The sequence below is a fragment of the Chryseobacterium sp. W4I1 genome (assembly GCF_030816115.1).
In the GTDB taxonomy this organism is placed as follows: domain Bacteria; phylum Bacteroidota; class Bacteroidia; order Flavobacteriales; family Weeksellaceae; genus Chryseobacterium.
On sequence record NZ_JAUSXQ010000001.1, the window covers coordinates 2,176,573 to 2,200,504 of the forward strand.

Sequence of the window (23,932 nt, forward strand, 5' to 3'; positions counted from 1 at the left end):
ATGCAAAACACTTCATAAAAGAATCATATTTAGTAAATTTGTGAGTCTTAAAAAATCAAATAATAAATAACAGTATAATGTCAGACAAATCAAAAATCTATTACACCCTTACGGATGAGGCTCCAATGTTGGCAACACACTCGTTTTTACCTATTGTAAAAGCTTTTACAAAATCAGCAAACATTGAGATTGCCGTTCCGGATATTTCTTTGGCAGGAAGAATTCTAGCTAACTTCCCTGAGTTTTTGAAAGATGACCAGAAGATAGGTGATGCCCTGGCTCAATTAGGTCAATTGGCAACTCAACCTGATGCGAACATTATCAAATTACCCAATATCTCAGCTTCTGCACCTCAATTAGATGCTGCAATCGCAGAACTACAGTCTAAAGGTTTCGCAATTCCTAATTATCCTGCAGAACCTAAGAATGATGAAGAAAAAGCAATCAAAGCTAAATATGCCAAAGTTTTGGGAAGTGCAGTGAACCCTGTACTTAGAGAAGGAAATTCTGACAGACGTGCTCCAAAAGCAGTTAAAAATTACGCAAAAGCAAACCCTCACAGAATGGGTGACTGGGCTTCTGACAGCAAAACCGATGTTGCCCACATGGACAACGGAGATTTCTACGGAACTGAAACGTCTACCACTCTTGAGAATGCTGCACAATATAAAATCGTTTTCAAAGGGGATGATGGCGCTGAAACTTTATTGAAGGATTTCGCAGGTCTTCAGGCCGGAGAAGTGATTGATTCTTCTGTAATGAATTTAAATGCATTGAAAGCATTTGTTCAGCAGGCTATCGATGAGGCTAAAAGCAGAAACGTACTTCTTTCTGCTCATCTGAAAGCTACAATGATGAAGATCTCTGACCCAATCATTTTCGGGGCTATTGTAGAGACTTTCTTTAAAGATGTATTTTCAAAATATGCTGACACGTTCAAATCTTTAGACGTTAATTCAAATAATGGTCTTGCTGACCTTTTTGATAAGATTAAAGGGAATGCTCAGGAAGCGGAGATCAAAGCTGATATTGAAACTGCTCTGGCAAACGGACCAAGAGTAGCGATGGTAAATTCTGACAAAGGAATTACCAACTTCCACGTTCCTTCCGACATTATCGTCGATGCATCTATGGCTGCCCTTGTAAGAGGCGGAGGTAAAATGTGGAACAAAGAAGGAAAGGAAGAAGATACGGTATGTATTATTCCTGACCGTTCTTATGCAGGTTTCTACCAGTCTGTTATTGATGACATGAAAGCTCACGGAAAATTAGATCCTACAACAATGGGTTCTGTTCCGAACGTAGGTTTAATGGCTCAAAAAGCTGAAGAATATGGATCTCACGACAAAACTTTCCAGGCGTCAGCTGATGGAACCATTGAAGTTCAGGACGAAAACGGAAATATTCTTCTTTCTCAAAAAGTTGAAACAGGAGATATTTTCAGAATGTGCCAGACTAAAGATGCCCCTATCCAGGACTGGGTAAAATTAGCGGTAAACAGAGCAAGGCTTTCTGATACACCGGCTATTTTCTGGTTAGACAAAGGAAGAGCTCACGATAGAGAAATGATCAAAAAGGTTGAAAAATATCTTGCAGATCACGATACAAACGGTCTTGACATTAAAATTCTTGATGTAAAGGACGCCATGACTGAAACGCTGAAAAGAGCCAGAGAAGGAAAAGATACGATCTCTGTTTCAGGAAACGTATTGAGAGATTATTTAACCGATCTTTTCCCAATCCTTGAATTAGGAACTTCTGCAAAAATGCTTTCCATTGTTCCATTAATGAACGGAGGAGGTTTATTTGAAACAGGTGCAGGAGGTTCTGCTCCAAAACACGTTGAACAGTTCCTGGAAGAAGGTTACTTAAGATGGGATTCTCTTGGTGAATTCTTAGCACTTCAGGCTTCTTTAGAGCATTTAGCTCAGACTCAGGGAAATACTAAAGCTCAGGTTTTAGCTGATGCACTAGACGAAGCGAATGCTAAATTCTTAGCTACTGATAAATCTCCTGCAAGAAAAGTGGGACAAATTGATAACAGAGGTTCTCATTTCTATTTAGCAATGTATTGGGCTGAAGCTTTGGCTAACCAGACTGCAGATGCTGAATTAGCCGCTCGTTTTGCCCCGGTTGCTCAAGACCTGCAGGAAAGCGAAGCTGTAATTAATGAAGAATTAATCAGTGCTCAGGGTAAGCCTCAAAACATTGAAGGTTACTACAAAACAGATACGTATAAAACGTATGCTGCGATGAGACCAAGCACTGTTTTAAATGAAATTATTGACGGAATTTAATATCCCATTTTAATATCAATCAAAAGCTCCTTTTTATAAGGGGCTTTTTTGTTTACCATTACCTGTCATCTTAATTCCACTAAGGATAAAAATCCAAAACACTGCTATAGTTAAACTTTAAATAAATTATCCGTTTTTTCATTATACGAGACATCCTACCCCTTCACAATTACTCTCCTATGCTCCCTGCCCCAGTTGATCATTTCAGTAATTATATTTCCAAATGTTCTGCAGTATTCGGTAGGCTCATATTCTATCAAAACCGGAGTTTCAGGATATACATTTCTTTTTACCAGCTTATTCAGCTCCATATCTTTTAGTTCCTTTGAAAGCATCCTTGTGGTAATTCCCGGGATACTCCGTTCAATTTCACGGAAACGTCTGTTGCCGTTACAGATTGAATTGATGACAGGAATTCTCCACTTTCCTCCAATAAAATAGAGAGTGTCCTGCAGGGCTCTTAATTCTTCGGTCTGGTCTCTTTCCATAGCTGCAAAGTTAAATGATATCATTGATGATAGTGGTATACTCTGTTATACTGATTACAAAAGTATACCAAATTGAAATAACTTTGTCAAAAATTTTAAGAAATGAAAAAATTCAGTAACAAACTAGCCATTGTAACAGGCGGTAACAGTGGAATAGGATATGCAACAGCAAAAGAGCTTATTGCAGAAGGAGCTCAGGTAATTATTACAGGTAGAAGAAGCGAAGCAGTGGAAAAAGCAGCTAACGAGCTCGGCGCAATTCCGTTTGTGGCAGATCAGGGAAAGCTTGAAGACATAAACAATTTAACAGCAGAAGTTGAAAACCGATTCGGAAAAGTTGATATTTTATTCATTAATGCCGGAATTACCGGAACTTTAGGTTCCATTGAAGATATGAGTCCTGAAAATTTCGATAATGTAATGAATATTAATTTCAGGGGAGCATATTTTACCTTGAGCAAATTCATACCGCTATTGAATGACGAAGCATCTGTGATATTTTTATCTTCCAACGTTGCTACAACCTACAAACCAAACAGCTCAGTATATCAGGCAAGTAAAGCAGCACTTAATTCAATTGCAAAAACTGCAGCAGCAGAATTGGCTCCGAGAAAAATCAGAGTGAATATACTAAGTCCTGGACCTACAAAAACAGAAATTATGACAAAAGCTGGTTTGGACGAAGCTACTTTAAGCAGCCTTGATGAATGGCTGACCGACTTAATTCCACTTAAGAAAATGGGAACTGCCCAAGATATAGCAAAACTTGTAGTTTATTTGTCAGATCACAATGTTGCCAGCTTTATGACTGGTACTGAAATTATTGTAGACGGAGGAATGGTATTGTAAGATGGAAGACGGGAGATGGAAATCATTAAACTTCGTAAATAAATTATTTTTTCAGAAAGATATAAATTAGTTCCATCTCCCATTTTCATTTTCTAAATCCGTTGCTAAACTTACCTCCTATTTTTCCACTTTCACCCCCTACTTTGTCCGCTTCACTCTTCTTTATATTTCAAAACAAGGTTCATCATTCTACTTTTGACCCATAAAAATAATATAATATGGACTCAGTAAAGAAAAAAATAACAGTTAAACCCATTGCCATTATATTTTTGGTAGTTTTGAGCCTTTTTGCAGTCTTGCAGTTTTTCAACAAACCCCGGGAAGGAAAACCTGTCGTAAAAAAAATTGAAGCCCCCCGTGAAGTGCTTGCCATCTTGGAAAACTCTTGCTTTAACTGTCATTCCAATGAACAGAATTTAAAATGGTATGACAAGATCGCCCCCATTTCCTGGGCGGTAAACAAAGATATAGCAAGAGCTAAAGAAGTTTTAAACTTTTCAGAATGGAACTATTCTGCAGCTGAGCATCAGGGGAAAATGTATGCTATTTTAAACATGATGCAAAGCGGAAAAATGCCGTTGCATGAGTATACTCTGCTGCATCCGTCAGCAAAAATCAATGCAAAAGATATTGAAACAATTAAAAAATATACGCTTTCATTATCAGGCGTAGCTTCAGGTAAAAAAGAAGTAAAGAATGCACAGCAGAATATAGAAATCATCCACAGCAACCCGCCTTCCTCAAAATTCCCTGTCTCTCCCAACGGAATTACATATAATGATGATTTTAAAAACTGGAAGGTCATCAGCATGAGTACGCTTTTCGATCACTCCATCAGGGTCATTTATGGAAATGACATTGCAGTGAAAGCGGTTGAAACGGAGAATTTTCATCCATGGCCGGACGGAAGTGTCATTGTAAAATCCGTTTGGAAACAGCAGAAACTTCCGGATGGTGAAGTGAGAGCCGGAGAATTCATCAATGCTCAGTTTATGGTCAAGGATGCAAAAAAATATACAGATACCGAAGGTTGGGGATTTGCAAAATTCTCAGGAAATGACCTTCATCCAACAGGAAAAACAGCATCATTTGCCAAAGAGTCATGCATTGCCTGTCACCGTCAGCTCGCTGAAAAAACAGGATATTTATTTGATGTTCCTATGAAAATCAATACCGAAAGACTAATCAAAAACCTTGAGAAATAATGAAAAAGCTACTATTTATCATGCTATCGATCTGTGCACTATTTACCGCCTGTAAAATAGATGAGCCGGATAAAGATTTGAAACGTATTGTTTTTGATCCGGGAGATCTAAAGTTTATCTCCACCTCGTTAAACACGAAGAAAGAGACCTCATCAGCGTTGTATGGAAATCCGGAAGCCTTAAGTTCTTTATCGAATGGAGATCATCAGCTGAAAAAGGGTTCAAAGCTAAAACTGGTCACTTGGAAATACCACGACAATCCACAATATATCGGAGGAACAATTACAGGCGAATTAGTAAGCATCGAAACCGTTCAGGCAGATGCAGAAAAAGTTTCCTATCAGATTCAAAATATTGCAGAAGGCGAAAATATTCAGCCCGATAAAGAAGAACGGATACAGTATATCATGAGCTATGAGCCGGTGAAAAGACCTTAAAAAATATACTAAAGCTGAAGTTTCAGCTTTAGTATATTTTTTGTGAATAGTGAATTTTTGCTGACGCAAAGTCAATGGTCAATTGGCACGTAAAAAATTCACGAGTAAAGCGAATTGACATTTCACTATTGACATCAATCTTTGTGAATGGTAAATTTTTGCTAACGTAAAGTCAATTGGCAATTATCACGTACAAAAATTCACAAGCGAAGCGAATTGACTTTTCACTATTGACATGAATCATTTGTGAATAGTGAATTTTGCTGACGCAAAGTCAATGGTCAATTGGCACGTAAAAAAATTCACGAGCGAAGCGGATTGACATTTCACTATTGACAATTCATCTACTTTCCTTCACACTTTTTTTCAATAAAAAAACTTAATTTCACCTATTCAAACCCAATGCTCCCATGCATCAGCAAAAAATAAAAATTTCACCAGCCATCATATGGATCAGTTCCCTGTTTCTGGGAGTTCTGTCGTCTGTTCCTCAATTGGCTTCCCATGAATTCAACTGGAAAGAAGCAATTGTCAATTCAGCGATAACAGCAGCATTTTCGGTTATTATGTGGTATGTTAATATTTATATGCTGAACCGGGGTGCAGGCAAAAGGCGACAGCATATTTCTTATTCAAGATTAATGACGGTACTAGCATTCGGAATGATCATCATGTTCGGCCTGGCGTGGATACAGCAGCTGATTTTATCCCATATCAATTTCGGACCGGCGATGCTGATGGTAGAAGTTAGAGGAATCCTGATTAACCTGGTTTGTTATATGTTTCTTACCTTACTTCAAAATAATTATGCAGGACAACAGGTACAGCTGGAACTTGAAAAAGTGAAAAGTGATAATTTAGGAGCACAATATGAGCTGCTGAAACAACAGGTTAATCCCCACTTCCTTTTCAACAGCCTGAATACTTTAAAGTCAATGGCAGAAACCAATGATTCTGAAACTGTAGATTTCGTTATTAAGCTATCTGATTTTTATAGGTTTACCCTTGAAAGCAGGAAGTTAGATCTGATCTCCGTACAGGAGGAAATGAGGATCATTGAAGCTTACCTTTTTCTTCAGAAAGCACGTTTTGGAGACGGTATTACCTTCAGTAACGGGCTAAAACAGGAAGATCTAAAATCTCTTATTCCTCCATTTACCATGCAGCTCCTGGTTGAAAACTGCATCAAACACAATATTGTATCACAGAGTAAACCGTTGCATATTAAAATCTATAGCTCGGAAGACGGGATCATTATAGAAAACCCTGTTCAGCTGAAAATGACTTCGGAAGAATCTCTCGGGGTAGGGCTTGACAATATTAAAATGCGTTACCAGCATCTGCTGGAAAAGGAAATCGAGATTCATTCAGACGAAAAAAACTTTAAAATAAAACTACCACTAATCCATGAATATCATCATCATTGAAGACGAATTCAGAGCGGCAAAATCCCTCCAAAATCTTTTATCAGACCTAAGACCGGAATCTAAAATCCTTGCGGTATATGACAGTATTGAAGCCAGTGTTGAAGGGTTGTCAAAAGAGATTAAACCGGATCTTATCTTTATGGATATCCAGCTGTCTGACGGGCTTTCATTTGAGATCTTTAAAACTGTGGATATCAGTTGTCCTGTGATCTTCTGTACAGCATTTGACCAATATATGCTTGATGCTTTTAAAAGTAAAGGGGTAGATTATGTTTTGAAACCTTTTTCCAGAGAGGACATTGCTGAAGCCCTGAGAAAGGTAGACGAGCTGAAAAAATTCTTCCGGAAAAATGAGCTTCCGGATATTGAATCTATTTTACAGAAGATCAGTCAGCCTGCGGGGAAAAGCAATTTCCTGGTTTTTAAGAATCAAAAATACACTACGATTCAGACTGAAAGTATTGCCTATTTCTATATCCATAATGAAATTACCCATTTGGTAACATTTGACAAGGAACAATTCCAGCTGTCGCAACCGCTCGGGCAGGTGGCGGAACAGGTTTCAGGAAAACAGTTTTTTAGAATCAACCGTCAGTATCTTGTCAATTTTAAAGCGATAAAGGAGATGGAACATTATTTCCAGCGTAAAATATTGGTTAAACTGATTATTGAAACTCCTGAAAAACTATTGATCAATAAGGAGAAAACGCATAGTTTTTTCACCTGGCTGGAAGATCGCTGATTCCATTTAAAATTACAGCTAAATATTTTCCGGGTTCACCGTTCAATTTGTCCGGCTGAGCCTTTTTTATATTCTTTAGCGCCTGAAAGAGGTCTACTTTTGAATCAAATTAAAAACAATGATTCTAAGAAATCTTTTTACGGTAGGTACTTTCACCGCTTTTTTATTCGCTGGTTCTGCATTTTTGCATGAAAACCAAATTACGAAAATCTCCACTGATGTTTCATCTGGAAACAATGGTTTTGCAGTTTTGGAACTTTTCACTTCGGAAGGCTGCTCAAGCTGTCCTCCCGCCGATGAACTGATGGGACAATTGGAAGAAAAATATAAAGATCAGCCGGTCTATATCCTCTCCTATCATGTAGATTACTGGAACCGTCTTGGATGGAAAGACCGTTTCAGCAGTGCTGAAAACTCCCAGCGTCAGCAGCTTTACAGCCGTACGCTTCGGTCACAAACCTATACTCCACAGCTGGTTGTTAATGGAACAACGGGATTCGTAGGTTCGGATAGAAAGGCAACAGAACATGCCATTGAAAGTGTATTGCTTGATTCTAAGAATACCGACATCAATCTGTCGGCCACAGTTTCCTCAAAAACGATCTCAGTTACTTACAAAACTACTGAAGCTGATCCTCAAAGCAAACTTCTGATCAGCCTGGTTGAAAAGAAATCCTCCACTCAGGTTTCGGGAGGCGAAAATGAAGGACATTACTTAAAACATTATCAGATTGTTCATAAACAGGAACAAATTCCATTGAAAGATCATCCTGAAGGAACTACAGATTTTAAACTTCCAGAAAATTTCTCTATAAAAAACTGGGAAATCATCGCTTTTATTCAAAATATAAAAACGGGAAAAATCTCGGGTGCTGCAAAGACAGAAATCCAGTAAAAACCTTACAAAAGTAAATTATACAAAAAAATTAGTGTCACTGCGATCTAAAATTAAAATTCTATAAACTTAAAATAATAAAACAATGAAAACAAAAACAACAAAAATCATCTATTGGTCAGGAGCTATCTTTATGTCACTCTGGTTTGGAGCAAGCGGCTTCTTTGAACTCACCAAAAACCCGTTGGTCTGGACAACCACGCAGCAACTTGGCTATCCTCCACACTTCATTTACCTGTTGGGAGTTTTCAAATTAAGCGGAATTATAGTCCTTCTTCTCCCGAATCGCTTATTAAGACTGAAAGAATGGGTATTTGCAGGAATGTTTTTTGACATTATCTTCGCTTTCTTTTCAAAAATTGCAGTGCTTGGCTTTGCGGCAACTATAGACGCAGTAATTGCTTTTGCCGTACTTTCTGTGACGTACATTATGTTTAGAAAACTATATTCTTCTGAACTTGTATTCGGGGAAGCTTAGCAGCAGAAAATAACAGTCTTTAAAGTTTTGGTCTCAAATACCAGACAGACAATTTTACATTTACCAATAATAAATCCTCCCGAAAACGAGAGGATTTATCTTTTAAATTATGTTGAGAAAATTTAAGTTTATAAATTAGATCCTTAAATAAACAATTTTAAATCAATACTCCCATCAACTCATAAAAATCTCCGGAACCCATCTGAATCCTGCAGATTCTTTTTTGGTAAAACCCAATCCGGGCCATGGCAGATGATAGGCAAAAGCTTTGGTTTTTGTTTCTGCCAGTTGTTGCAAGAGTTTTTTACGGGATTCCGTAGCAATATCCAAATCGGTATCCCCGGAAAATCCCCATTCAGGATGCGGGAAAAGAATGACATCAGAATGAATAAGATCCGCAATATACATGAGCTTCTCGCTACCGGAAGAAATGGTCATAACTGTAAGTCCGGGTGTGTGTCCAGGGGCCAGCTGAAAACTGAAATGATCATACAAAGTATTTTTCAAATCATAAAACTTTAGCTTAGGACGGATTGTTTTCAGGATATTCTGAATAGGCGGAATAATCTGGTTAAGAAATTCCGGCTGGGTTTTCAGATAGCTGTTTTTAAAATCTTTGATGGAAGCCTGAAGCCAGAAATCATGCTCGATTTTTGAAATATGAAGATCTGCATTGGGAAATACCAGGTTATTCTGCTTATCTACAACTCCACCAATATGATCAGGATGAGCATGGGAAATAAAAACATCTGTAATGTCTTTCGGAGAAAATCCTGCTTTTTGAAGGCTTTTTAAAAGAAACCCGGTTCTTTCATCCGCAAAAATCCCCATTCCTGAATCCAGCAAAATAAGTCTGTTCTTAGTCTTAACAAGCATCAGGTTCATGGCCATATCAATAGACTCATCGGAGCGGAAATTATCCCTGAGAATGGTTTTTAGTTGGGAAACATTTGCACGCGGAGAAAATCCATCAATATTTTTTTCATGAATATATCCGTCCGTAAGAATAAACAGCTCCAGTTCTCCAAGTTTGATTTTTTTAAATCCTGAAAGATCTTCCCCAAGATCTGCTGAACCTATTTTCGTTTCAGCAAACACGTCTGAAAAAGGAACGATACTTAATGCACCTGCCATCAGTCCGTTTTTTAAAAGTTCTCTTCTATTCATTATAATATGTGTTTTTTAACACTACGGATCATGGATCGTTGATCCATGATCCGTAGATAATAATTTTAGTTGTTGACCAATTTCATAGAGCCTTCAGTATATCTTTCACCAACGTTCGGATATTTTTTCACAAGGGCGTCAATTGTTTCAAGATCTGATTGTGAAAGATCAATATTCACAGCTGCAATATTCTCTTCCAGGTATTTGATACGTTTCGTTCCCGGAATCGGGATAATATCTTCTCCCTGGTTCAATACCCATGCTAAGGCTAATTGGGTTCCTTTTACACCTTTTGACTGCGCAAATTCGTTAATTTCTCTCGCCAGGTTCCTGTTGTTTTCCAGATATTCTTCCTGGTAACGGGGTAATGTTTTTCTGAAATCTTCGTCACCAAAATTCTGTACTTCGTTGATATTGGCGAAAAGTCCTCTTGCCAGCGGCGAATAAGGAACCAGTGTGATTCCAAGTTCTCTGATGGTCGGAAGTATTTCTTTTTCTACATCTTTGGTGAGGATAGAATATTCTGACTGTAATGCAGTAATTGGATGAATTTTATTCGCTTTTCTTATAGATTCAGCAGAAGCTTCTGATAATCCGAGGTATTTTACTTTCCCTTCTTTTACAAGCTCTGCCATAGCTCCTACTGTTTCTTCTACGGGAATATTCGGGTCTACCCTGTGGGCATAATAAAGATCAATAGTATCAATTTTCAATCTCTGAAGGCTTAAATCAACTGCCTTTCTGATCCACTCCGGTGAACCGTCAAAGTAAGTTCCGGAAGCAGCACTGTGGCTAGGTTTGCCATCTTTAAACCTGAATCCGAATTTGGTAGCAATAAAGATTTTATCACGATTTGGAACCAAAACTTTTGAGATCAGTTTTTCATTTTCTCCCGCAGCATACATATCTGCCGTATCCCAGAAATTAACCCCTAAATCTAAAGCTTTATGCAGCGTATTGATGCTCTCCTGCTCATCAGCCGGGCCGTATGCAAAGCTCATTCCCATACATCCTAAACCTACTGCAGATAACTGCTCTCCTGTGTTTCCTAATTTTCTGAATTTCATAATGGATTGTGATTTTAAATTAATAGAACAAAATTAGAACAAGAACCAATGGGAGACTCTATAGAATTCAAACTAAGAATTATAAAATTCAAACAAATGCATTTCTTACTGCATTAGGCGCTAATCCCGTCTGCTTTTTAAAAAAGTTGGTAAAATAAGCAGGTTCTTCAAACCCTAATCCATAGGCAATTTCTGAGATATTCCAGTCCGTATGTTTCAATAAAGCATTAGCCTCCTGAATAGTTCTTAAAGCGATTTGTTGACTCGTTGTCTTTCCTGTCATTTCTTTTACGGAACGATTCAATGAATTGACATGAATAGAAAGGCTTCGGGCATAATCATTGGGCGTTTTTAATTTCAGAAATGCTTCGGGACTGTCTATAGGAAACTGTCTTTCCAGCAGCTCCATAAATAGCGAAGCTACTCTGTGTGAGGCATTCTGATAAGGTTCAAAATTTTCTGCAGGCTGCATTTTCAGCGTTTCATGGATCAAAAGATGGAGGCAAGCCCGCAGCATGTCATATTTATGAATATATTCTGACTGAATTTCTTCCATCATTTTCGTAAAAAGCGCTGAAACAGTCTTCTGTTGCTCTTCATCTATAAAAAAAATCGGGGTACCACCCACTTTAAAAAGCTGCGAATCCAAAAGGTTCCCCAGGCGTATTCCATTCTGCAGAAACTGGTCTGTAAAAAGACAGAACCATCCTGTCTGGTCTTCATTATCCGCTTCCCACGAATAAGGAACTATTGGGTTTGAAAACAACAGTGCCGGCCTATCTACATAGATCCATTTGTCGGCATAATGAAGTTTTCCCTTTCCTATGATTAATGAGATCTTATAGTAATCCCTTCTGCTGTAAGGAGTCATGAGTGAGCAGCTTTCCCGTGTAAAAACATTAAAATGTCCTACACCTGTTGTCGCAGAACTTTCCAGCCTCACCACGGAGGCATTCCTCAGATAAAATTCTTTTATTGTTTCTTTAGAATCCATCATGCTAAGTTATAAAATTCAAACAAATAAAATCCACATCAATTTAAAAATAAAAAACGGCCGGCAAATATGCCGGCCGTTTAAAACTGAATATATAGTTGATAAACTGGTCTAATGGTTATGTCCGTGTTTATTTTCTTTTTTATATGCTTTTTTGTATTCTTTTTTATATTCTTTGTACTCTTTAGAATTATACTTCTTGTAATTGTTTTTGTTGCGGTTATAAACTGCTACAGGATTCTGGCCTTTATAATAATTCTTTTTGAACTTAGTATATTTGTCGCGTCCCAGTATTCTTTCTATCTCATAGTAACGGTCTTCTCTCCATCTGTCCGGCTGGCTTACATAGACCCTGTTCCAGGAATCATAATTGCTGTACCTGTCATTTAAAGTATTCAACTGTTTCACCTGTACAGCAGAAAGCAGAAGTTCCGTAGCCACCGACTGCCAGTTCACATCTGAAATGCTTCTTCTGTAATCATTGTAATAATCTGACTGTGCAAAGCTCAGACTGAATGTCCCTGTGAGCAGTAATGCAAATAATATTTTTTTCATCTTAAGTTTTTTAAAGTTAAACTGTATTAGCATTGTCAATTAAAATGCCAAATCTTTTAAACACCATCATAATCTTTGTTAAAAAAAACACGGACCCTCGTAAATTTCATGATATAACAATGGAATTCAGGTAATTATTACAACAAATTGATCGAGACTAATCCATTCTTAGTAATTGTTATTCTTCAGCACCCTTTTCTTTGGTATAAAAAAGGACTTAAAATTTCGTTAAGTTTTCTCAAAACTCATGTTTTATATGATTTAAATTTGTAATTTTAAGAGTGAGAAGTACAAATCTGATACAGATTATAAGACTGATAATGCATTAGATTGCTATATTGATAATTCATGTAAGTTATTTTTAACTCAACCAAATTTTAATTATTATGGAAAATATAAAGTTTGAGATATCTCCGTATCAGGATGAACTGCAGCTGTTAATTGACGGAGAAAAGGCAGGATATATGTCGATAAAAATAGACGGAAGGCTGCTGATTGTTTATTATACCAAAATTACAGAAGAGCGTGAGGGACACGGATACGCCAAAATGCTTCTGGACGAACTGGTACGGTACTCTGAAGAAAAAGATCTCCTGGTAGACCCTGAATGTGATTTTGTGCGCCAGCAGTTTGAAAACCATCCGGCAAGATATAAGGACATCTGGCATGCCTGAATCAATCTGACCACCAATTTCCAAACTGGTGGTCGGAACTGTTCACATCTACTATTTCCCCAATCCTCGGGGTAAGAATACTGAGATTTTTTTCTCTCCCTAAAGCCGCCACTTTCTGAAGCGGCTCATACCATGGATGAAGAGCCAGCGCAAATTTTGAAGAATGAACCGGTATAATATGCTTCGCTTTTAAATCAACAGCAATTTGGATTACATCTTCAGGCAGTGCATGAATATACCGCCAGGCTTCATCATATTGCCCATTCTCTAGAACAGCATAATCAAAAGGCCCGAATTTTTCACCGATCATTTTAAAATGGCTGTCATAGCCACTATCTCCACCCAAAAAAATCTTTTTTGAAGGGGTTTCCAGGACATAGGAAGCCCACAGTGTATTGTTTTGCCTTATCTTTCTTCCGGAAAAATGCCTGGCCGGAGTAAAAGTGATTTTCAAACCATTTTTTAAAAGGACTTCAGTATCCCATTCTTCTTCAATCAGGTTTTCTTCGTCATAACCCCATTTTTCAAGGTGTGCACCAACACCCAAAGGAATAATAGCTTTTCCCGTGCGGTCTTTAATGGATTTTACCGTTGGATAATCTAGATGATCAAAATGATCATGGGTGATAATCAGGTAATCCAACTCCGGAATATCTTCGGGCTTAAAAAGATCTGATCCTTTAAAAGCTTTATTAAAATACTTAAAGGGAGAACCGTACAAGCTAAGAACCGGGTCTACAAGAAAGGAAACACCATCAGTCTGCAGGTAATAAGAGGAATGTCCCAGCCATATGAAAATGTCCTGGTCTTTCGGAAGTTTTTTTAGATCTGTATAAACAGAAGCAATAGCTTTTGAAGGCTTTAACAAGGGATGTTTTTTACCTAAAATAAAATCATACGTGACTTTTATCGGGCTATAACCTTCAGTAATGGAAGGTGTGTGACTGATGTTACGGAACTGCCCTTTTCTATAGAGCTTAGACTGTTTTATCCTTTTCAGCCTTCTGCCCTTTGGCGCCGCTCCGAATGCCGGAAGTTCCATCACTACAAAATAGGCTATGGCCAAAACAAGAAGTATTATGATCAAATATATCATCTGCATTAAAATAATTCTGCAAAGGTATTGACTTTTAATTTTGTATAAAAATAGGGCGCATATGTGGTATATTTTTAACTTTATTTATAAAGCTTTCTGAATAATTTATTATTTAATTCAATAAAAATAATCTTAAACTTTTTAACTTAGCCGACTGAAAAAAAACAAAACACGTTGAAAAATTATTCGATTATATTGCTGGCAGCAGCGCTCTCTTCATGTGCATCTATCAGAAGGCATAATGATCAGAGAGCCTCATGCATCAAACCCGAAAAGCTTAAAGAGGATGTAGATTACGCCTACTCAAAACTTAAGCAGATGCATCCCCAGCTTTACTGGTATATTTCCAAGCCGGAACTTGATCATAAATTTGACAGTCTTAAGGGAACAATCCATGAGTCTCTGACCCCGCTTCAGTTTTATTTTAAATTGCAGCCGGTGATCGCTGATATCAAAGAAGGACATCTGTCTCTGAGAATTCCAAGAAGGAAGTTTACCAAGAAGGAGATTAAAAATCTTGAGAATAAAAAAGGGTTGTTCAGCCGTTTTGAATATTATATAAAAGGCGATCATTTATTCATCATTCAAAATAAAGATTCAATAGAGAACATACAGCCGGGAACGGAAGTTTTATCAATCAACCATATTCCGGTTTCTGAATATGTAAATAAATACAGAAAACTCATCAGCAGCGATGGGTTTAACACTACTTTCCAATCCTATTTTTTAAAGGATGTGTTCTTTAATTTTTATACGGCAGAAAACGGATTTACAAATTCCGCCTCTATAGAAACACTTTACAAAGGCAAAAAAAACACCTACACTCTGCTTCGTGAATCCAAATCTAAAGACGACAAAGAACAGGACAAAGCGCAGGAAAAACGTACGCCTGAAAAGAAAGTCAATGATTATGTAGCATCAAGCAATTCTTATAACCGGAGTTTTAAATTCCTCGATAAAGACAGCACGACTGCTTATGTTAAAGTAAAAAGCTTTTCAAGGGATTATTCAGAGAAATTCTATAAGGAAACTTTTAAAAAAATAAAAAACGCCGGATCCCAATACCTCATCATAGATGTCCGTAATAATTACGGAGGATCATTGCACGAGATCAACAACCTGTATTCTTATCTGGCTCCTGAACCTTATGTCCTGATAAAGCCCTCGCAACTTGCTTCAAGGATTACCCCGCTGAAAACCAATTACTTCAGAAAAAGCACCGCTTTTGAATACGCTTTTAAAAGCCTTGCCTATCCCACGTACGTATTTGCGCAGACCTTCAGCACTTATAAAAAAGATGGAAAGATCTATTATAAAATGAAGGCAGACAAGCCTACAAAGCCTAATAAGGATGCTTTTCATGGTAAGGTGTTTGTATTGATCAACGGGGGAAGCTTTTCAGCCTCGTCTATCATTACAGCAAAGCTTAAATATGACAAAAGAGCAATTCTCGTAGGGGAAGAAACCGGGGGTGCCAATGACGGAACTGTTGCCGGGTTTTACTCTTACCAGAAGCTTCCCAATTCAAAGATCAACCTTCCTATCGGCCTTTTGCTGGTACAGCCGAATATTGATTTTTTGAATACTAAAAAAGGGGTGGCTCCTGATATTACCATTACCGAAAGCATGCAGGATATCATTAAGAAAAGAGATCCGCAGCTGGACTGGGTAAAGAATGAAATTGCAAAGGAGAAAAAGAACAAATAAGTCCATTATAAAATGTTTATTAAGGTTGGATTGTGTCACAAAGTCCTTTAAAAAATCATAGACTTTCAGCATAGGATTACTGATGTTGGCAGAAAAGATAAAAAACCCGGCAGAAAAATTTCTGCCGGGTTCCATTGTGTGTTTTTTTAAGTTCTCCCTCCAACTCTGTTTCATAAAAACAGAATCTTCAAAATAATTTTGATCAGTAAAGTTTTTGATATGAACAGTCAGTTTAAATCTTAAGCAATCCCAAGTCTAATTAGATTACTAACACTTTACATTTCTCACAGTTAGTAGAAAAAAAACAAAAATGTTACAACAATTAGAGAAAAATTTATATTAAAAAATAATATTTTACTCTTTTAATTTTTCCCTTATCTTCTATAGCCTTCTGGTACAGCACTTTTTATGTGTTGGTATTTGTATTGCCATTTAATAAAAAAAATCGGCTCCGACAGAAATTTTCTACCGGAGCTGGTTCTGTGGAAAATTTAGTTCCTTAATATTCTGATCTTCTTTCTTCTGGATATTAAAAAATTAATTTAGTCTTTCGAGTGCTTTCATAAGTGTAGTGAGATCAATAAAATTAAGTTTGACCCCAATGGTAATAAAAATTACAAGCACTGCTGTTAAAAATATAATGATAAAAATATACACTGATACAAACCATAAAATAGTATTCAGGATATTTCCTTTTAATCCGAATTTATTCATAAAAAACCTCTGGGAACGTTCAAACCATGAATTTTTACGGTTTTTTGCCTGTTTTGTTTCCACTTCGTTCAGCTCATCTACCAGGCGTACAACATCTTCTATATACCTTCCGTACATATAATACATCCAATACTTGATAATGAACCAAACCAAGATTAGCGTGATCAGGAAACTTACCCCGAAAATAGCAAGATTATAGGCCATTTCAAAATGAAAATCAATTTTGATCAGGGATAAAATGAAAGCCAGTGGAATGTAGGAAATATAATAGGAAATATAGATTTCTTTCGATATAAGGAGCTGTGTTCTCAGGTTAAACAGATCATAGTTCGTATTGATACTGCTGTTGCACAGCATTTTGTAAAGCTTAAGAAAACGGGAGTAGAAATAAATAATAAAGGCAAGGGTGAGGGTGACGACAAAAGCTGAAATGATGATGATATTCTTATTTCCGGAAGCAAACGGAAATCCTATCATAAGTGTAGGAAGGGTAACTACCATCAGCCAGAATTCCGTTTCCATATTGATCTTCAGCATTCGCATCGGCGAGTGGATCTCATCCTGCTTTTCCAGAGAGATTTCCGGCAGATCCTGCCTGCTGTCTTTATCCCAAAGTTCTTTAAAATTTTCTAACTCCATGTGGTTTTGTTTTAAATCTGCCTTATTCCTTTTGTTTTTCGATGATTTCTTTCAGCTTTGTTTTAGCCCGGTTCAGCTTTACCCGTGCATTTACCTCTGTTATGCCCAGCTGGCGGGCAATCTCTTTACCCGGAAAATCTTCCAAAAAGAAAAAAATAAGTGCTTTGTCTATAGGACTCAGCTTTTGAATAGCCTCATACATCAGCTTCATATTTCTGTCATCAGCATCATTATAGGACTCCTGCGGAACAACAAGATTCTCTATTCCCTGATTTTGTATAAAACTACGTTTTTTTTCGCTACGCAGAAATACAATAGCTGTATTAAGTGCTGTTCTGTACAGCCATGTAGAGAAGTCGCTTTTCCTCTGGAAATCGCCATATGATTTCCAGGCCTGATAAATAATCTCCTGATAAAGATCATTCTGATCATCACGATCGTCCATATACATTTTAGAGATCTTGAAAATAACACCTTTATGATTCTCAATTTTTCTCTAAAAATTCTTTTTCCATTAAAGACATACTCCAAACTCTACTTGTACAGAAATAATTCAATAAAATACTGTACTTTTAACACAAAAACCAAATTTAACACGGTTTAAAATACAAAATTCTCAAAAAACACGGAAATTTTTTGAGAATTTTTATTTTATGTTAAATAGAGTTAAAATATGGACTAGAAAATATAGTCCGTACTTAAGAAGTTAGAATCATGTTCTCTTACAATGGTATTTAATAATTTTTTATTGGAATCCGTCAGTTTAGCGGCTACCAGAGACCTAATTGAGAATGAACGAAGTGCATCAAAAACAGAAAGTGTTCCTTCTGCGCTGTCTTTACGTCCCGTAAATGGAAAGACATCCGGTCCGCGTTGCGCCTGGCAATTGATGTTCACACGGCTCACCAGATTCACAAACGGGTCAATCAGCCTTGAAACTTCCTGCGGATCTTCACTGAAAATGCTCACCTGCATCCCATGCGAGGCATTTACCTGATAATCTATAGGTTCTTCTATATCTTCAAAAGGGACTACTGGGATTACCGGCCCGAACTGTTCCTCGTGATAAAGCTTCATATCGCTGTTCACCGGATAAACTACGGCAGGAAAGACGAAGGATTCTTCCGTAAAGCCTCCATTTTCATTTAAAATCTTCCCTCCTTTCGCCAAAGCGTCATCAATACATTCTTTCAGGTATGGCGGTTTATTGACTTCCGGAAGCGGAGTTACTTTCACGTCTTTTTCCCACGGAAGCCCCGGCTTCAGTGCAGAAACTGCGGCACTTAACTTTTGGGTGAACTCGTCAGCAATTTCTTTCTGAACAAATATCAGCTTCAATGCTGTACATCGCTGTCCGTTGAAGGATAATGCCCCAAGAATACATTCACTCACCGCAACGTCAAGATCTGCATTTCTGGTGACAATTGCTGCATTTTTGGCATCCAGGCTCAGGATGGCACGCAGGCGGTTCACTTTAGGATGCAGCTTTTTCAGTCCGTTTGCTACTTTACTGGAACCAATGAAGGCCAGAACGTTTACTTTTCCGCTTTCCATGATTGGGGTGATGATCTCTGAACCCTTTCCGTAAAGGGTATTGACCGTTCCTTTCGGGAAAGCTTCTTTGAAGGCATTCAATAAGGGATAATGAGCCAGTACACCATGCTTTGGAAGTTTAAACAAAATAGTATTTCCCATGATCAGTGCCGGGATCAGGGTAGTGAAAATTTCATTTAAAGGATAGTTGAAAGGCCCCATACTCAAAACAACGCCAAGCGGAGCTCTTCTGATCTGTGCAATGGTTCCTTCTGCCTGCTGGAAGCGGGAAGACTCCCTATCCAGATCCTTCAGCGCATCAATCGTCTGGTTGATGTAATCCACAGTACGGTCGAATTCTTTCGTGGAATCTGCCAGCGTTTTACCGATTTCCCACATCAGGAGTTTAATGACAAGATCGCGCTGTTCTATCATCAGGTATACAAATTTCTGCATACATTTAATTCTCCCTTCAACGGACATGGTAGGCCATTCTCCCAAACCGTTATCATAGGCTTTTACAGAAGCTTCAAGAACTTCCATGGCTTCTTTGGGGCTAATATTGGGGATGCTTCCAAGGAGCTTTCTTTCCAGTCCGTTTTCTGTAGGGATGCAGATGGGTGAATAGATGTTTTGGGTCTCCCCTTTCCATTCTACCAGTTCTCCGTTCAGAAGATAGACCTTCTGATGGATTTCGGAAACTTTATATTCTTCGGGAATTTCGTTTTCACTTTTAAAAATATCCTGCAATGACCGCTTGTTTACTGAATCCATAAATTTATTTTTTTGATGAGTTGAATGTAAAATTTTAGCTTTTACAGAATAAAGGTAGATGTTACAATTGATTAAAAAAATAGCTGACTGATAGATTTGCTCTATTTGACGTCTATTTGAATTAAAATTAATGAACAGCTCCTAAAAAAAGAATAATTTTGTTTAAAAATAAAATTCATGGTATCTAGATTAATTTTCAGCACATTATTTCTTTTCTCAGTATTCAGCTTTGCCCAGAATACTGTTCTGATGGGAGGAAAACCCGTGCATACGTATTCCAAATTGCCGGCAGTGAATAAAGCTGCTCCTAAGTTTACGCTTACGGATGTTACGATGAAAGACCAAACTTTGGATGCTTACAAAGGGAAATACATTATCCTGAATATCTTCCCAAGTGTAGATACGGGAGTTTGTTCGGCTTCGGTACATCATTTCAATGAAGATGCGGCCAATATTCCGAATACAGTGGTTCTTTGTATTTCCAAAGATCTTCCTTTTGCCCAAAAGAGATTTTGCGGTGCAGAAGGAATTAAAAATGTGGTGATGCTTTCGGATTTCCGTTCGGATTTCGGGAAAGTGTATGGCGTGGAGATCACAGATTCTGTGATGAAAGGTCTGTTGAGCAGAGCTGTTGTGGTGATTGATCCTGCAGGCAAAATTGTTTATGAAGAGCAGGTGGATGATATTTCGCACGAGCCTAATTATGAAGCTGCAATTAAGGCAGTAAAAAACTAAGCTTTAGTTATCAGTAATTATAACAGGCTTCGGCGATCTTCGATCGCCGAAGCCTGTTTATTTCCTCACTCTCCATTTCTTTTTCGTGGTAATCACTACAACTCCGTTTCGTGCTTTTTCACCATATATTGCAAATCCGTTTTTTATAATATTGATGGTCTTTATAGATTCAGTATCAACCTTCCCGAATTCTTCTATACTGATCACTTTACCATCCATTACTACCAAAGGCTGTTCTGCCGGCATAGATGACTTCGCTCCTCCTATTCTTATTTCCTGCTTGCCCATTTTGTTTTGTGGCGGCTGACTGATCACTAATCCCTGGGATTTTGATATAATTTCTTCCGGCTTGTTTTCTTTGGTATTCACCAGAAGGTTTTGTTGTACCATAGGGGCTCCGGCCACCATCTGCTGCTGTTTTTGTTTTAGTTTCACTCCGTACAGCACGACTTCTAATTGTTCCGCTTTTAAAGTATCGTTTATTATGTTCTGCTGGCCTTGTACAGAAACCAAACCTCCGGTGGTAAGAATAAAGCCTACTGCAAACTTCACAAAAACCGAATTGAGATAGGAATATTGCAAATTCCTGTTCAGCTGGGATTCATAAAAATTTCCGCAGATATCCTTTTCTGAAGGGTCTGAAAAAGCAATTATAATTTCCTCATCGGAAGCTACTGTAAAATCTCTTACTGTTTTGGAACATATAGAGCAGAATCTTCCTTTTTCTTCGGGCGTCATGATATCCCAGTTTTCATGACATGGTGTTGGTATTGTGATTTTCATTGGTCTCTTTTCTATAAAGATGCAGGAAGTATTAAAAAGGTTGGAAACTGTGCGTAATAATTCTCTGAGCTAAAGTCGCAAGATCTTTAGTACTCAGTTTCGTGAGTGCAATTTTCATTTGTCTGTGTTTTAGTTAATTAAAAACCAAATATATAAAAAGTTGTTTACTTACAAACACCCACTAAATAAATCTCCGGAGTTGTACGGAAATCCCCGAAACTTGCAGGAGACTTGCGGAGATCTCCGGAAGTGGTAAACAATAGTGTTTGGAACCACCGAAGAAATCGGGAGGTTTGTTTTACTAGTGTTTTCGAGGTGCGGAGGTGTTGGGGAGGCTGTAAACAGGATGTTTGGGATTACGGTTTCCCGTAAGTGTGAGTAAATTCTTTTTTATATATTTGGTAATTATACAATACAGCATCTAAATCTGAAGATCTGTTGAAGTTAATTTTAAATGTGTATGAAAATAAAAAATATTAAAGTCAAGAATTTATTTGGATATCTTAATAAGGATATCACTTTTTTTGACGACATGACTTTACTAGTAGGTATAAATGGAGCAGGTAAAACGAGTATACTTAATCTAATAAATTGGATTTTAACTCCATCAATAAACAATCTTTGTGCAACAAACTTTGAAAAAGTAACTCTAACAATTGATCTTAAGGGTGTTGAATATAAAATTATCTGTAGTAATGACAAAAAAATATTTAATTACGAAATTAAATCGAAAGGCAAGGAATTTAATCCTTTAATAGTCAATATAAGGCATAATTATAACAATAATGATTTAGACGAAATAATTGATTTATATTCAAATTTAAGTCCTGATGAGAAAGAAATTGAAACTTGGCAATTCATTTCAAATTTACCAAAACCAACAATTATAGGTCTCGATAGAAGTTTATATACAGAATCGTCAAATCAGATTTACATTGATGACTCAAAAATTAGAAGCCATAGCATTAATAAGCACAATCTAATTAATAAATCCCCAATAATTAAAGTTAAAGAGCTTTTGAATAAGGAATATCGCATTAGTAAAAACAAGATTCTTAAACTTACAAATAATTTAAAGAATCAAATTATGTTATCAGCTTTTGAAGCTGGTGTTGACGAAACAAGTTTATCAAGTGAAAAAAGCTATAAAATTCATTTGAATCAAATATCTATTACAAAAAAACGTGTGAAAGATTATTTTGAAAATTTTGAAAAAGATTCATTTGATGCAACTCAACTTTCAATTATTGATAAATATTTTGATAATTTAGAGAATATTACAAAAAAATTTGAGAATTCAGAAGACCCTGTTATTAAAATCCTTTATAACCTAAATGCTAATCAGTTTAGTAAAACAATAAAATTACTAAAAGAATTTGAAAAATTTGAAAAAGAAACTAATAGTTCATTGTTTAAAATAAACACCTTTTTAGAAACTATAAACTTATTTTTTAAAGATTCTAATAAAATTTTAGTTTTCAAAGAAGAAACCTCGGAAATATATTTTCATACAACAGATTTCGATGGAAAATTGATTACTAAATTTAATGATATTAAGTTTCTTTCTTCAGGTGAGGAACAAATCTTAGTTCTTTTCGCATATATAGCATTTAGTGGGATTGAGAATAAAATATTTATAATTGATGAACCAGAACTATCTTTACATTTACGTTGGCAAGAGAATTTTATTACTCAATTAGAAAAGGTTTTAGATATTAATAATCAAATTATTTTAGCTACACATTCTCCAATCTTGGTAGGAAACAAAAAAGATAGAGCTATTGTAATAATGCCTGCTTAATATGAACAAATTTTTACCTATTCTTTCTGATTCCTTTTTAAGAGGGCAAAATATTTTGTATAGACAATTCAACGATGTTGAATTCTATATTGAAGATACAGAACAAGAAAATTTATATTACCATATTCTAAAAAATCTTTTCTCAGATGTAAAATTTGAAAAAATATTTCCTTTAAACGGTAAAAAGAATGTTAAAGATGATTGCATATTGAATATTGGGAATAAAAATAAAGTATATATTGTAGATAAAGACTTTGATGATATTCTAAATAAGACTGAATTATATGATAATTTGTTTTACCTTAAAGGTTATTCGATTGAAAATTTATTAATTAGCAAAAAATCATTTTATGAACTAATAAAAGAAAAATCTCCAAAACTTAAGGATAATGATATAGATTTATTGTATAGTCATACAAGTGTATTAAATAATATTCTTTGTTTAAAAGAATTAGCAATTATTTTTATCATTATTCAAAAATTTGAACTAGGAGAACAATACTATAATATAAATACTAGTCGTGATTTTAACATAAATACAGATTTTAGTTACAAGGGAAGTTTCATTCCTGATTATATAAGTGATATTGAATATAAACTAAGATTAGGAGATAGAAGATTAACATTAAAAGGACAAGCAAAAAAGTACAAAAGATATTTTCGAAATACTGATGACGTAATAAGGAATGTTCCTGGTAAGCATTTATTAATAATTATTAACGATTTATTAAAATCAAAAAATTTAATCATGCAATATTCATTAGAATCACTAACTTATAAATTAGCTAAAGAAGTTGATATTTCGAATTTTACTGAACTTAAAACAAATATCGAACATTATATTAATAATTAATTTTCACTAAATTTATTAACAA

22 protein-coding genes and 1 pseudogene are annotated in these 23,932 nt (G+C 36.4%); 13 read left to right on the forward strand and 10 right to left on the reverse strand.

What is annotated here, in order from left to right; translation table 11 throughout:
• Positions 1–77 precede the first annotated feature (77 nt).
• Entirely contained in the window at positions 78–2,297 is a 2,220-nt protein-coding gene (locus tag QF044_RS10170; RefSeq protein WP_307266499.1) for an NADP-dependent isocitrate dehydrogenase, read from the forward strand.
• Between the two features lie 155 nt (positions 2,298–2,452).
• On the opposite strand, the gene QF044_RS10175 is transcribed toward QF044_RS10170, so the two are convergent.
• The gene (locus tag QF044_RS10175) at positions 2,453–2,809 is read right to left on the reverse strand and encodes a helix-turn-helix domain-containing protein (RefSeq protein WP_307266501.1); all 357 of its coding nucleotides are present in this window, start codon (positions 2,807–2,809) and stop codon (positions 2,453–2,455) included.
• A gap of 78 nt (positions 2,810–2,887) precedes the next feature.
• Between QF044_RS10175 and QF044_RS10180 the strand changes: the two genes are divergently transcribed.
• From QF044_RS10180 to QF044_RS10210, 7 genes are all read left to right on the forward strand, one after another.
• Positions 2,888–3,634, forward strand: a complete 747-nt coding sequence (locus QF044_RS10180) for an SDR family oxidoreductase (RefSeq protein WP_307266504.1) — start codon at positions 2,888–2,890, stop codon at positions 3,632–3,634.
• Between the two features lie 218 nt (positions 3,635–3,852).
• The gene (locus tag QF044_RS10185; RefSeq protein WP_307266506.1) at positions 3,853–4,839 is read left to right on the forward strand and encodes a heme-binding domain-containing protein; all 987 of its coding nucleotides are present in this window, start codon (positions 3,853–3,855) and stop codon (positions 4,837–4,839) included.
• Positions 4,839–5,276 carry a hypothetical protein gene (locus tag QF044_RS10190; RefSeq protein ID WP_307266508.1) on the forward strand — a complete coding sequence of 146 codons (438 nt, stop codon included), beginning with the start codon at positions 4,839–4,841 and terminating at the stop codon, positions 5,274–5,276. Before QF044_RS10185 ends, QF044_RS10190 begins: the two co-directional genes overlap by 1 nt.
• 410 nt (positions 5,277–5,686) lie before the next feature.
• Entirely contained in the window at positions 5,687–6,703 is a 1,017-nt protein-coding gene (locus QF044_RS10195; RefSeq protein WP_307266510.1) for a sensor histidine kinase, read from the forward strand.
• Positions 6,684–7,445, forward strand: a complete 762-nt coding sequence (locus QF044_RS10200; RefSeq protein WP_307266511.1) for a LytTR family DNA-binding domain-containing protein — start codon at positions 6,684–6,686, stop codon at positions 7,443–7,445. The genes QF044_RS10195 and QF044_RS10200 overlap by 20 nt, the downstream gene beginning before the upstream one ends.
• A gap of 118 nt (positions 7,446–7,563) precedes the next feature.
• Complete coding sequence (locus tag QF044_RS10205; protein ID WP_307266514.1) at positions 7,564–8,340, forward strand: thioredoxin family protein; 777 nt, start codon at positions 7,564–7,566, stop codon at positions 8,338–8,340.
• An 85-nt stretch (positions 8,341–8,425) separates the two neighbouring features.
• On the forward strand, positions 8,426–8,818 hold the full coding sequence (locus QF044_RS10210; protein WP_307266515.1) for a DoxX family protein: 393 nt from the start codon (positions 8,426–8,428) through the stop codon (positions 8,816–8,818).
• A gap of 174 nt (positions 8,819–8,992) precedes the next feature.
• On the opposite strand, the gene QF044_RS10215 is transcribed toward QF044_RS10210, so the two are convergent.
• From QF044_RS10215 to QF044_RS10230, 4 genes are all read right to left on the reverse strand, one after another.
• On the reverse strand, positions 8,993–9,985 hold the full coding sequence (locus QF044_RS10215) for an MBL fold metallo-hydrolase (RefSeq protein ID WP_307266517.1): 993 nt from the start codon (positions 9,983–9,985) through the stop codon (positions 8,993–8,995).
• 65 nt (positions 9,986–10,050) lie between these two features.
• The gene (locus QF044_RS10220) at positions 10,051–11,052 is read right to left on the reverse strand and encodes an aldo/keto reductase (RefSeq protein WP_307266519.1); all 1,002 of its coding nucleotides are present in this window, start codon (positions 11,050–11,052) and stop codon (positions 10,051–10,053) included.
• 88 nt (positions 11,053–11,140) lie between these two features.
• The gene (locus tag QF044_RS10225) at positions 11,141–12,046 is read right to left on the reverse strand and encodes a helix-turn-helix domain-containing protein (protein WP_373462680.1); all 906 of its coding nucleotides are present in this window, start codon (positions 12,044–12,046) and stop codon (positions 11,141–11,143) included.
• Positions 12,047–12,157: 111 nt separating this feature from the next.
• Positions 12,158–12,601, reverse strand: coding sequence for a hypothetical protein (locus tag QF044_RS10230; RefSeq protein ID WP_307266524.1), 444 nt, complete (start codon positions 12,599–12,601; stop codon positions 12,158–12,160).
• A 386-nt stretch (positions 12,602–12,987) separates the two neighbouring features.
• Between QF044_RS10230 and QF044_RS10235 the strand changes: the two genes are divergently transcribed.
• The gene (locus tag QF044_RS10235) at positions 12,988–13,275 is read left to right on the forward strand and encodes a GNAT family N-acetyltransferase (protein ID WP_048506657.1); all 288 of its coding nucleotides are present in this window, start codon (positions 12,988–12,990) and stop codon (positions 13,273–13,275) included.
• A gap of 1 nt (position 13,276) precedes the next feature.
• Here QF044_RS10235 and QF044_RS10240 read toward each other — a convergent pair whose 3' ends face one another.
• The gene (locus tag QF044_RS10240; RefSeq protein ID WP_307266527.1) at positions 13,277–14,377 is read right to left on the reverse strand and encodes an MBL fold metallo-hydrolase; all 1,101 of its coding nucleotides are present in this window, start codon (positions 14,375–14,377) and stop codon (positions 13,277–13,279) included.
• Between the two features lie 168 nt (positions 14,378–14,545).
• Here QF044_RS10240 and QF044_RS10245 point away from each other — a divergent pair, with 168 nt between their 5' ends.
• Positions 14,546–16,078 (forward strand): S41 family peptidase, encoded by a 1,533-nt coding sequence (locus QF044_RS10245; RefSeq protein WP_307266530.1) that lies wholly within the window; start codon positions 14,546–14,548, stop codon positions 16,076–16,078.
• A gap of 537 nt (positions 16,079–16,615) precedes the next feature.
• On the opposite strand, the gene QF044_RS10250 is transcribed toward QF044_RS10245, so the two are convergent.
• The 3 genes and pseudogenes from QF044_RS10250 to QF044_RS10260 form a co-directional block, all read right to left on the reverse strand.
• Positions 16,616–17,431 carry a hypothetical protein gene (locus QF044_RS10250; protein WP_307266532.1) on the reverse strand — a complete coding sequence of 272 codons (816 nt, stop codon included), beginning with the start codon at positions 17,429–17,431 and terminating at the stop codon, positions 16,616–16,618.
• Between the two features lie 22 nt (positions 17,432–17,453).
• Positions 17,454–17,955 (reverse strand): annotated as a pseudogene (locus QF044_RS10255) (RNA polymerase sigma factor).
• Between the two features lie 154 nt (positions 17,956–18,109).
• On the reverse strand, positions 18,110–19,738 hold the full coding sequence (locus QF044_RS10260; RefSeq protein ID WP_307266537.1) for an NADP-dependent glyceraldehyde-3-phosphate dehydrogenase: 1,629 nt from the start codon (positions 19,736–19,738) through the stop codon (positions 18,110–18,112).
• Between the two features lie 177 nt (positions 19,739–19,915).
• On the opposite strand from QF044_RS10260, the gene tpx reads away from it, so the two are divergent.
• A complete protein-coding gene (gene tpx, locus QF044_RS10265; RefSeq protein ID WP_307266540.1) occupies positions 19,916–20,473 on the forward strand; it encodes a thiol peroxidase in 558 nt (185 codons plus the stop codon).
• A gap of 57 nt (positions 20,474–20,530) precedes the next feature.
• On the opposite strand, the gene QF044_RS10270 is transcribed toward tpx, so the two are convergent.
• On the reverse strand, positions 20,531–21,256 hold the full coding sequence (locus QF044_RS10270; protein ID WP_307266542.1) for a TonB-dependent receptor plug domain-containing protein: 726 nt from the start codon (positions 21,254–21,256) through the stop codon (positions 20,531–20,533).
• 460 nt (positions 21,257–21,716) lie between these two features.
• Here QF044_RS10270 and QF044_RS10275 point away from each other — a divergent pair, with 460 nt between their 5' ends.
• Positions 21,717–23,057 (forward strand): AAA family ATPase, encoded by a 1,341-nt coding sequence (locus QF044_RS10275; RefSeq protein ID WP_307266544.1) that lies wholly within the window; start codon positions 21,717–21,719, stop codon positions 23,055–23,057.
• Position 23,058: 1 nt separating this feature from the next.
• Positions 23,059–23,910, forward strand: a complete 852-nt coding sequence (locus QF044_RS10280) for a DUF4435 domain-containing protein (protein WP_307266547.1) — start codon at positions 23,059–23,061, stop codon at positions 23,908–23,910.
• Positions 23,911–23,932 lie beyond the last annotated feature (22 nt).

Excerpts from the sequence above, each read along its gene's own strand:
- QF044_RS10170 (WP_307266499.1), top strand. The coding sequence starts at position 78 with ATGTCAGACAAATCAAAAATCTATTACACCCTTACGGATGAGGCTCCA.
- QF044_RS10215 (WP_307266517.1), bottom strand. The coding sequence starts at position 9,985 with ATGAATAGAAGAGAACTTTTAAAAAACGGACTGATGGCAGGTGCATTA.
- QF044_RS10280 (WP_307266547.1), top strand. The coding sequence starts at position 23,059 with ATGAACAAATTTTTACCTATTCTTTCTGATTCCTTTTTAAGAGGGCAA.
- QF044_RS10195 (WP_307266510.1), top strand. The coding sequence starts at position 5,687 with ATGCATCAGCAAAAAATAAAAATTTCACCAGCCATCATATGGATCAGT.
- QF044_RS10185 (WP_307266506.1), top strand. The coding sequence starts at position 3,853 with ATGGACTCAGTAAAGAAAAAAATAACAGTTAAACCCATTGCCATTATA.
- QF044_RS10230 (WP_307266524.1), bottom strand. The coding sequence starts at position 12,601 with ATGAAAAAAATATTATTTGCATTACTGCTCACAGGGACATTCAGTCTG.
- QF044_RS10205 (WP_307266514.1), top strand. The coding sequence starts at position 7,564 with ATGATTCTAAGAAATCTTTTTACGGTAGGTACTTTCACCGCTTTTTTA.
- QF044_RS10210 (WP_307266515.1), top strand. The coding sequence starts at position 8,426 with ATGAAAACAAAAACAACAAAAATCATCTATTGGTCAGGAGCTATCTTT.
- QF044_RS10260 (WP_307266537.1), bottom strand. The coding sequence starts at position 19,738 with ATGGATTCAGTAAACAAGCGGTCATTGCAGGATATTTTTAAAAGTGAA.
- tpx (WP_307266540.1), top strand. The coding sequence starts at position 19,916 with ATGGTATCTAGATTAATTTTCAGCACATTATTTCTTTTCTCAGTATTC.
- QF044_RS10225 (WP_373462680.1), bottom strand. The coding sequence starts at position 12,046 with ATGGATTCTAAAGAAACAATAAAAGAATTTTATCTGAGGAATGCCTCC.
- QF044_RS10200 (WP_307266511.1), top strand. The coding sequence starts at position 6,684 with ATGAATATCATCATCATTGAAGACGAATTCAGAGCGGCAAAATCCCTC.
- QF044_RS10175 (WP_307266501.1), bottom strand. The coding sequence starts at position 2,809 with ATGATATCATTTAACTTTGCAGCTATGGAAAGAGACCAGACCGAAGAA.
- QF044_RS10270 (WP_307266542.1), bottom strand. The coding sequence starts at position 21,256 with ATGAAAATCACAATACCAACACCATGTCATGAAAACTGGGATATCATG.
- QF044_RS10235 (WP_048506657.1), top strand. The coding sequence starts at position 12,988 with ATGGAAAATATAAAGTTTGAGATATCTCCGTATCAGGATGAACTGCAG.
- QF044_RS10190 (WP_307266508.1), top strand. The coding sequence starts at position 4,839 with ATGAAAAAGCTACTATTTATCATGCTATCGATCTGTGCACTATTTACC.
- QF044_RS10240 (WP_307266527.1), bottom strand. The coding sequence starts at position 14,377 with ATGCAGATGATATATTTGATCATAATACTTCTTGTTTTGGCCATAGCC.
- QF044_RS10275 (WP_307266544.1), top strand. The coding sequence starts at position 21,717 with ATGAAAATAAAAAATATTAAAGTCAAGAATTTATTTGGATATCTTAAT.
- QF044_RS10180 (WP_307266504.1), top strand. The coding sequence starts at position 2,888 with ATGAAAAAATTCAGTAACAAACTAGCCATTGTAACAGGCGGTAACAGT.
- QF044_RS10250 (WP_307266532.1), bottom strand. The coding sequence starts at position 17,431 with ATGGAGTTAGAAAATTTTAAAGAACTTTGGGATAAAGACAGCAGGCAG.
- QF044_RS10220 (WP_307266519.1), bottom strand. The coding sequence starts at position 11,052 with ATGAAATTCAGAAAATTAGGAAACACAGGAGAGCAGTTATCTGCAGTA.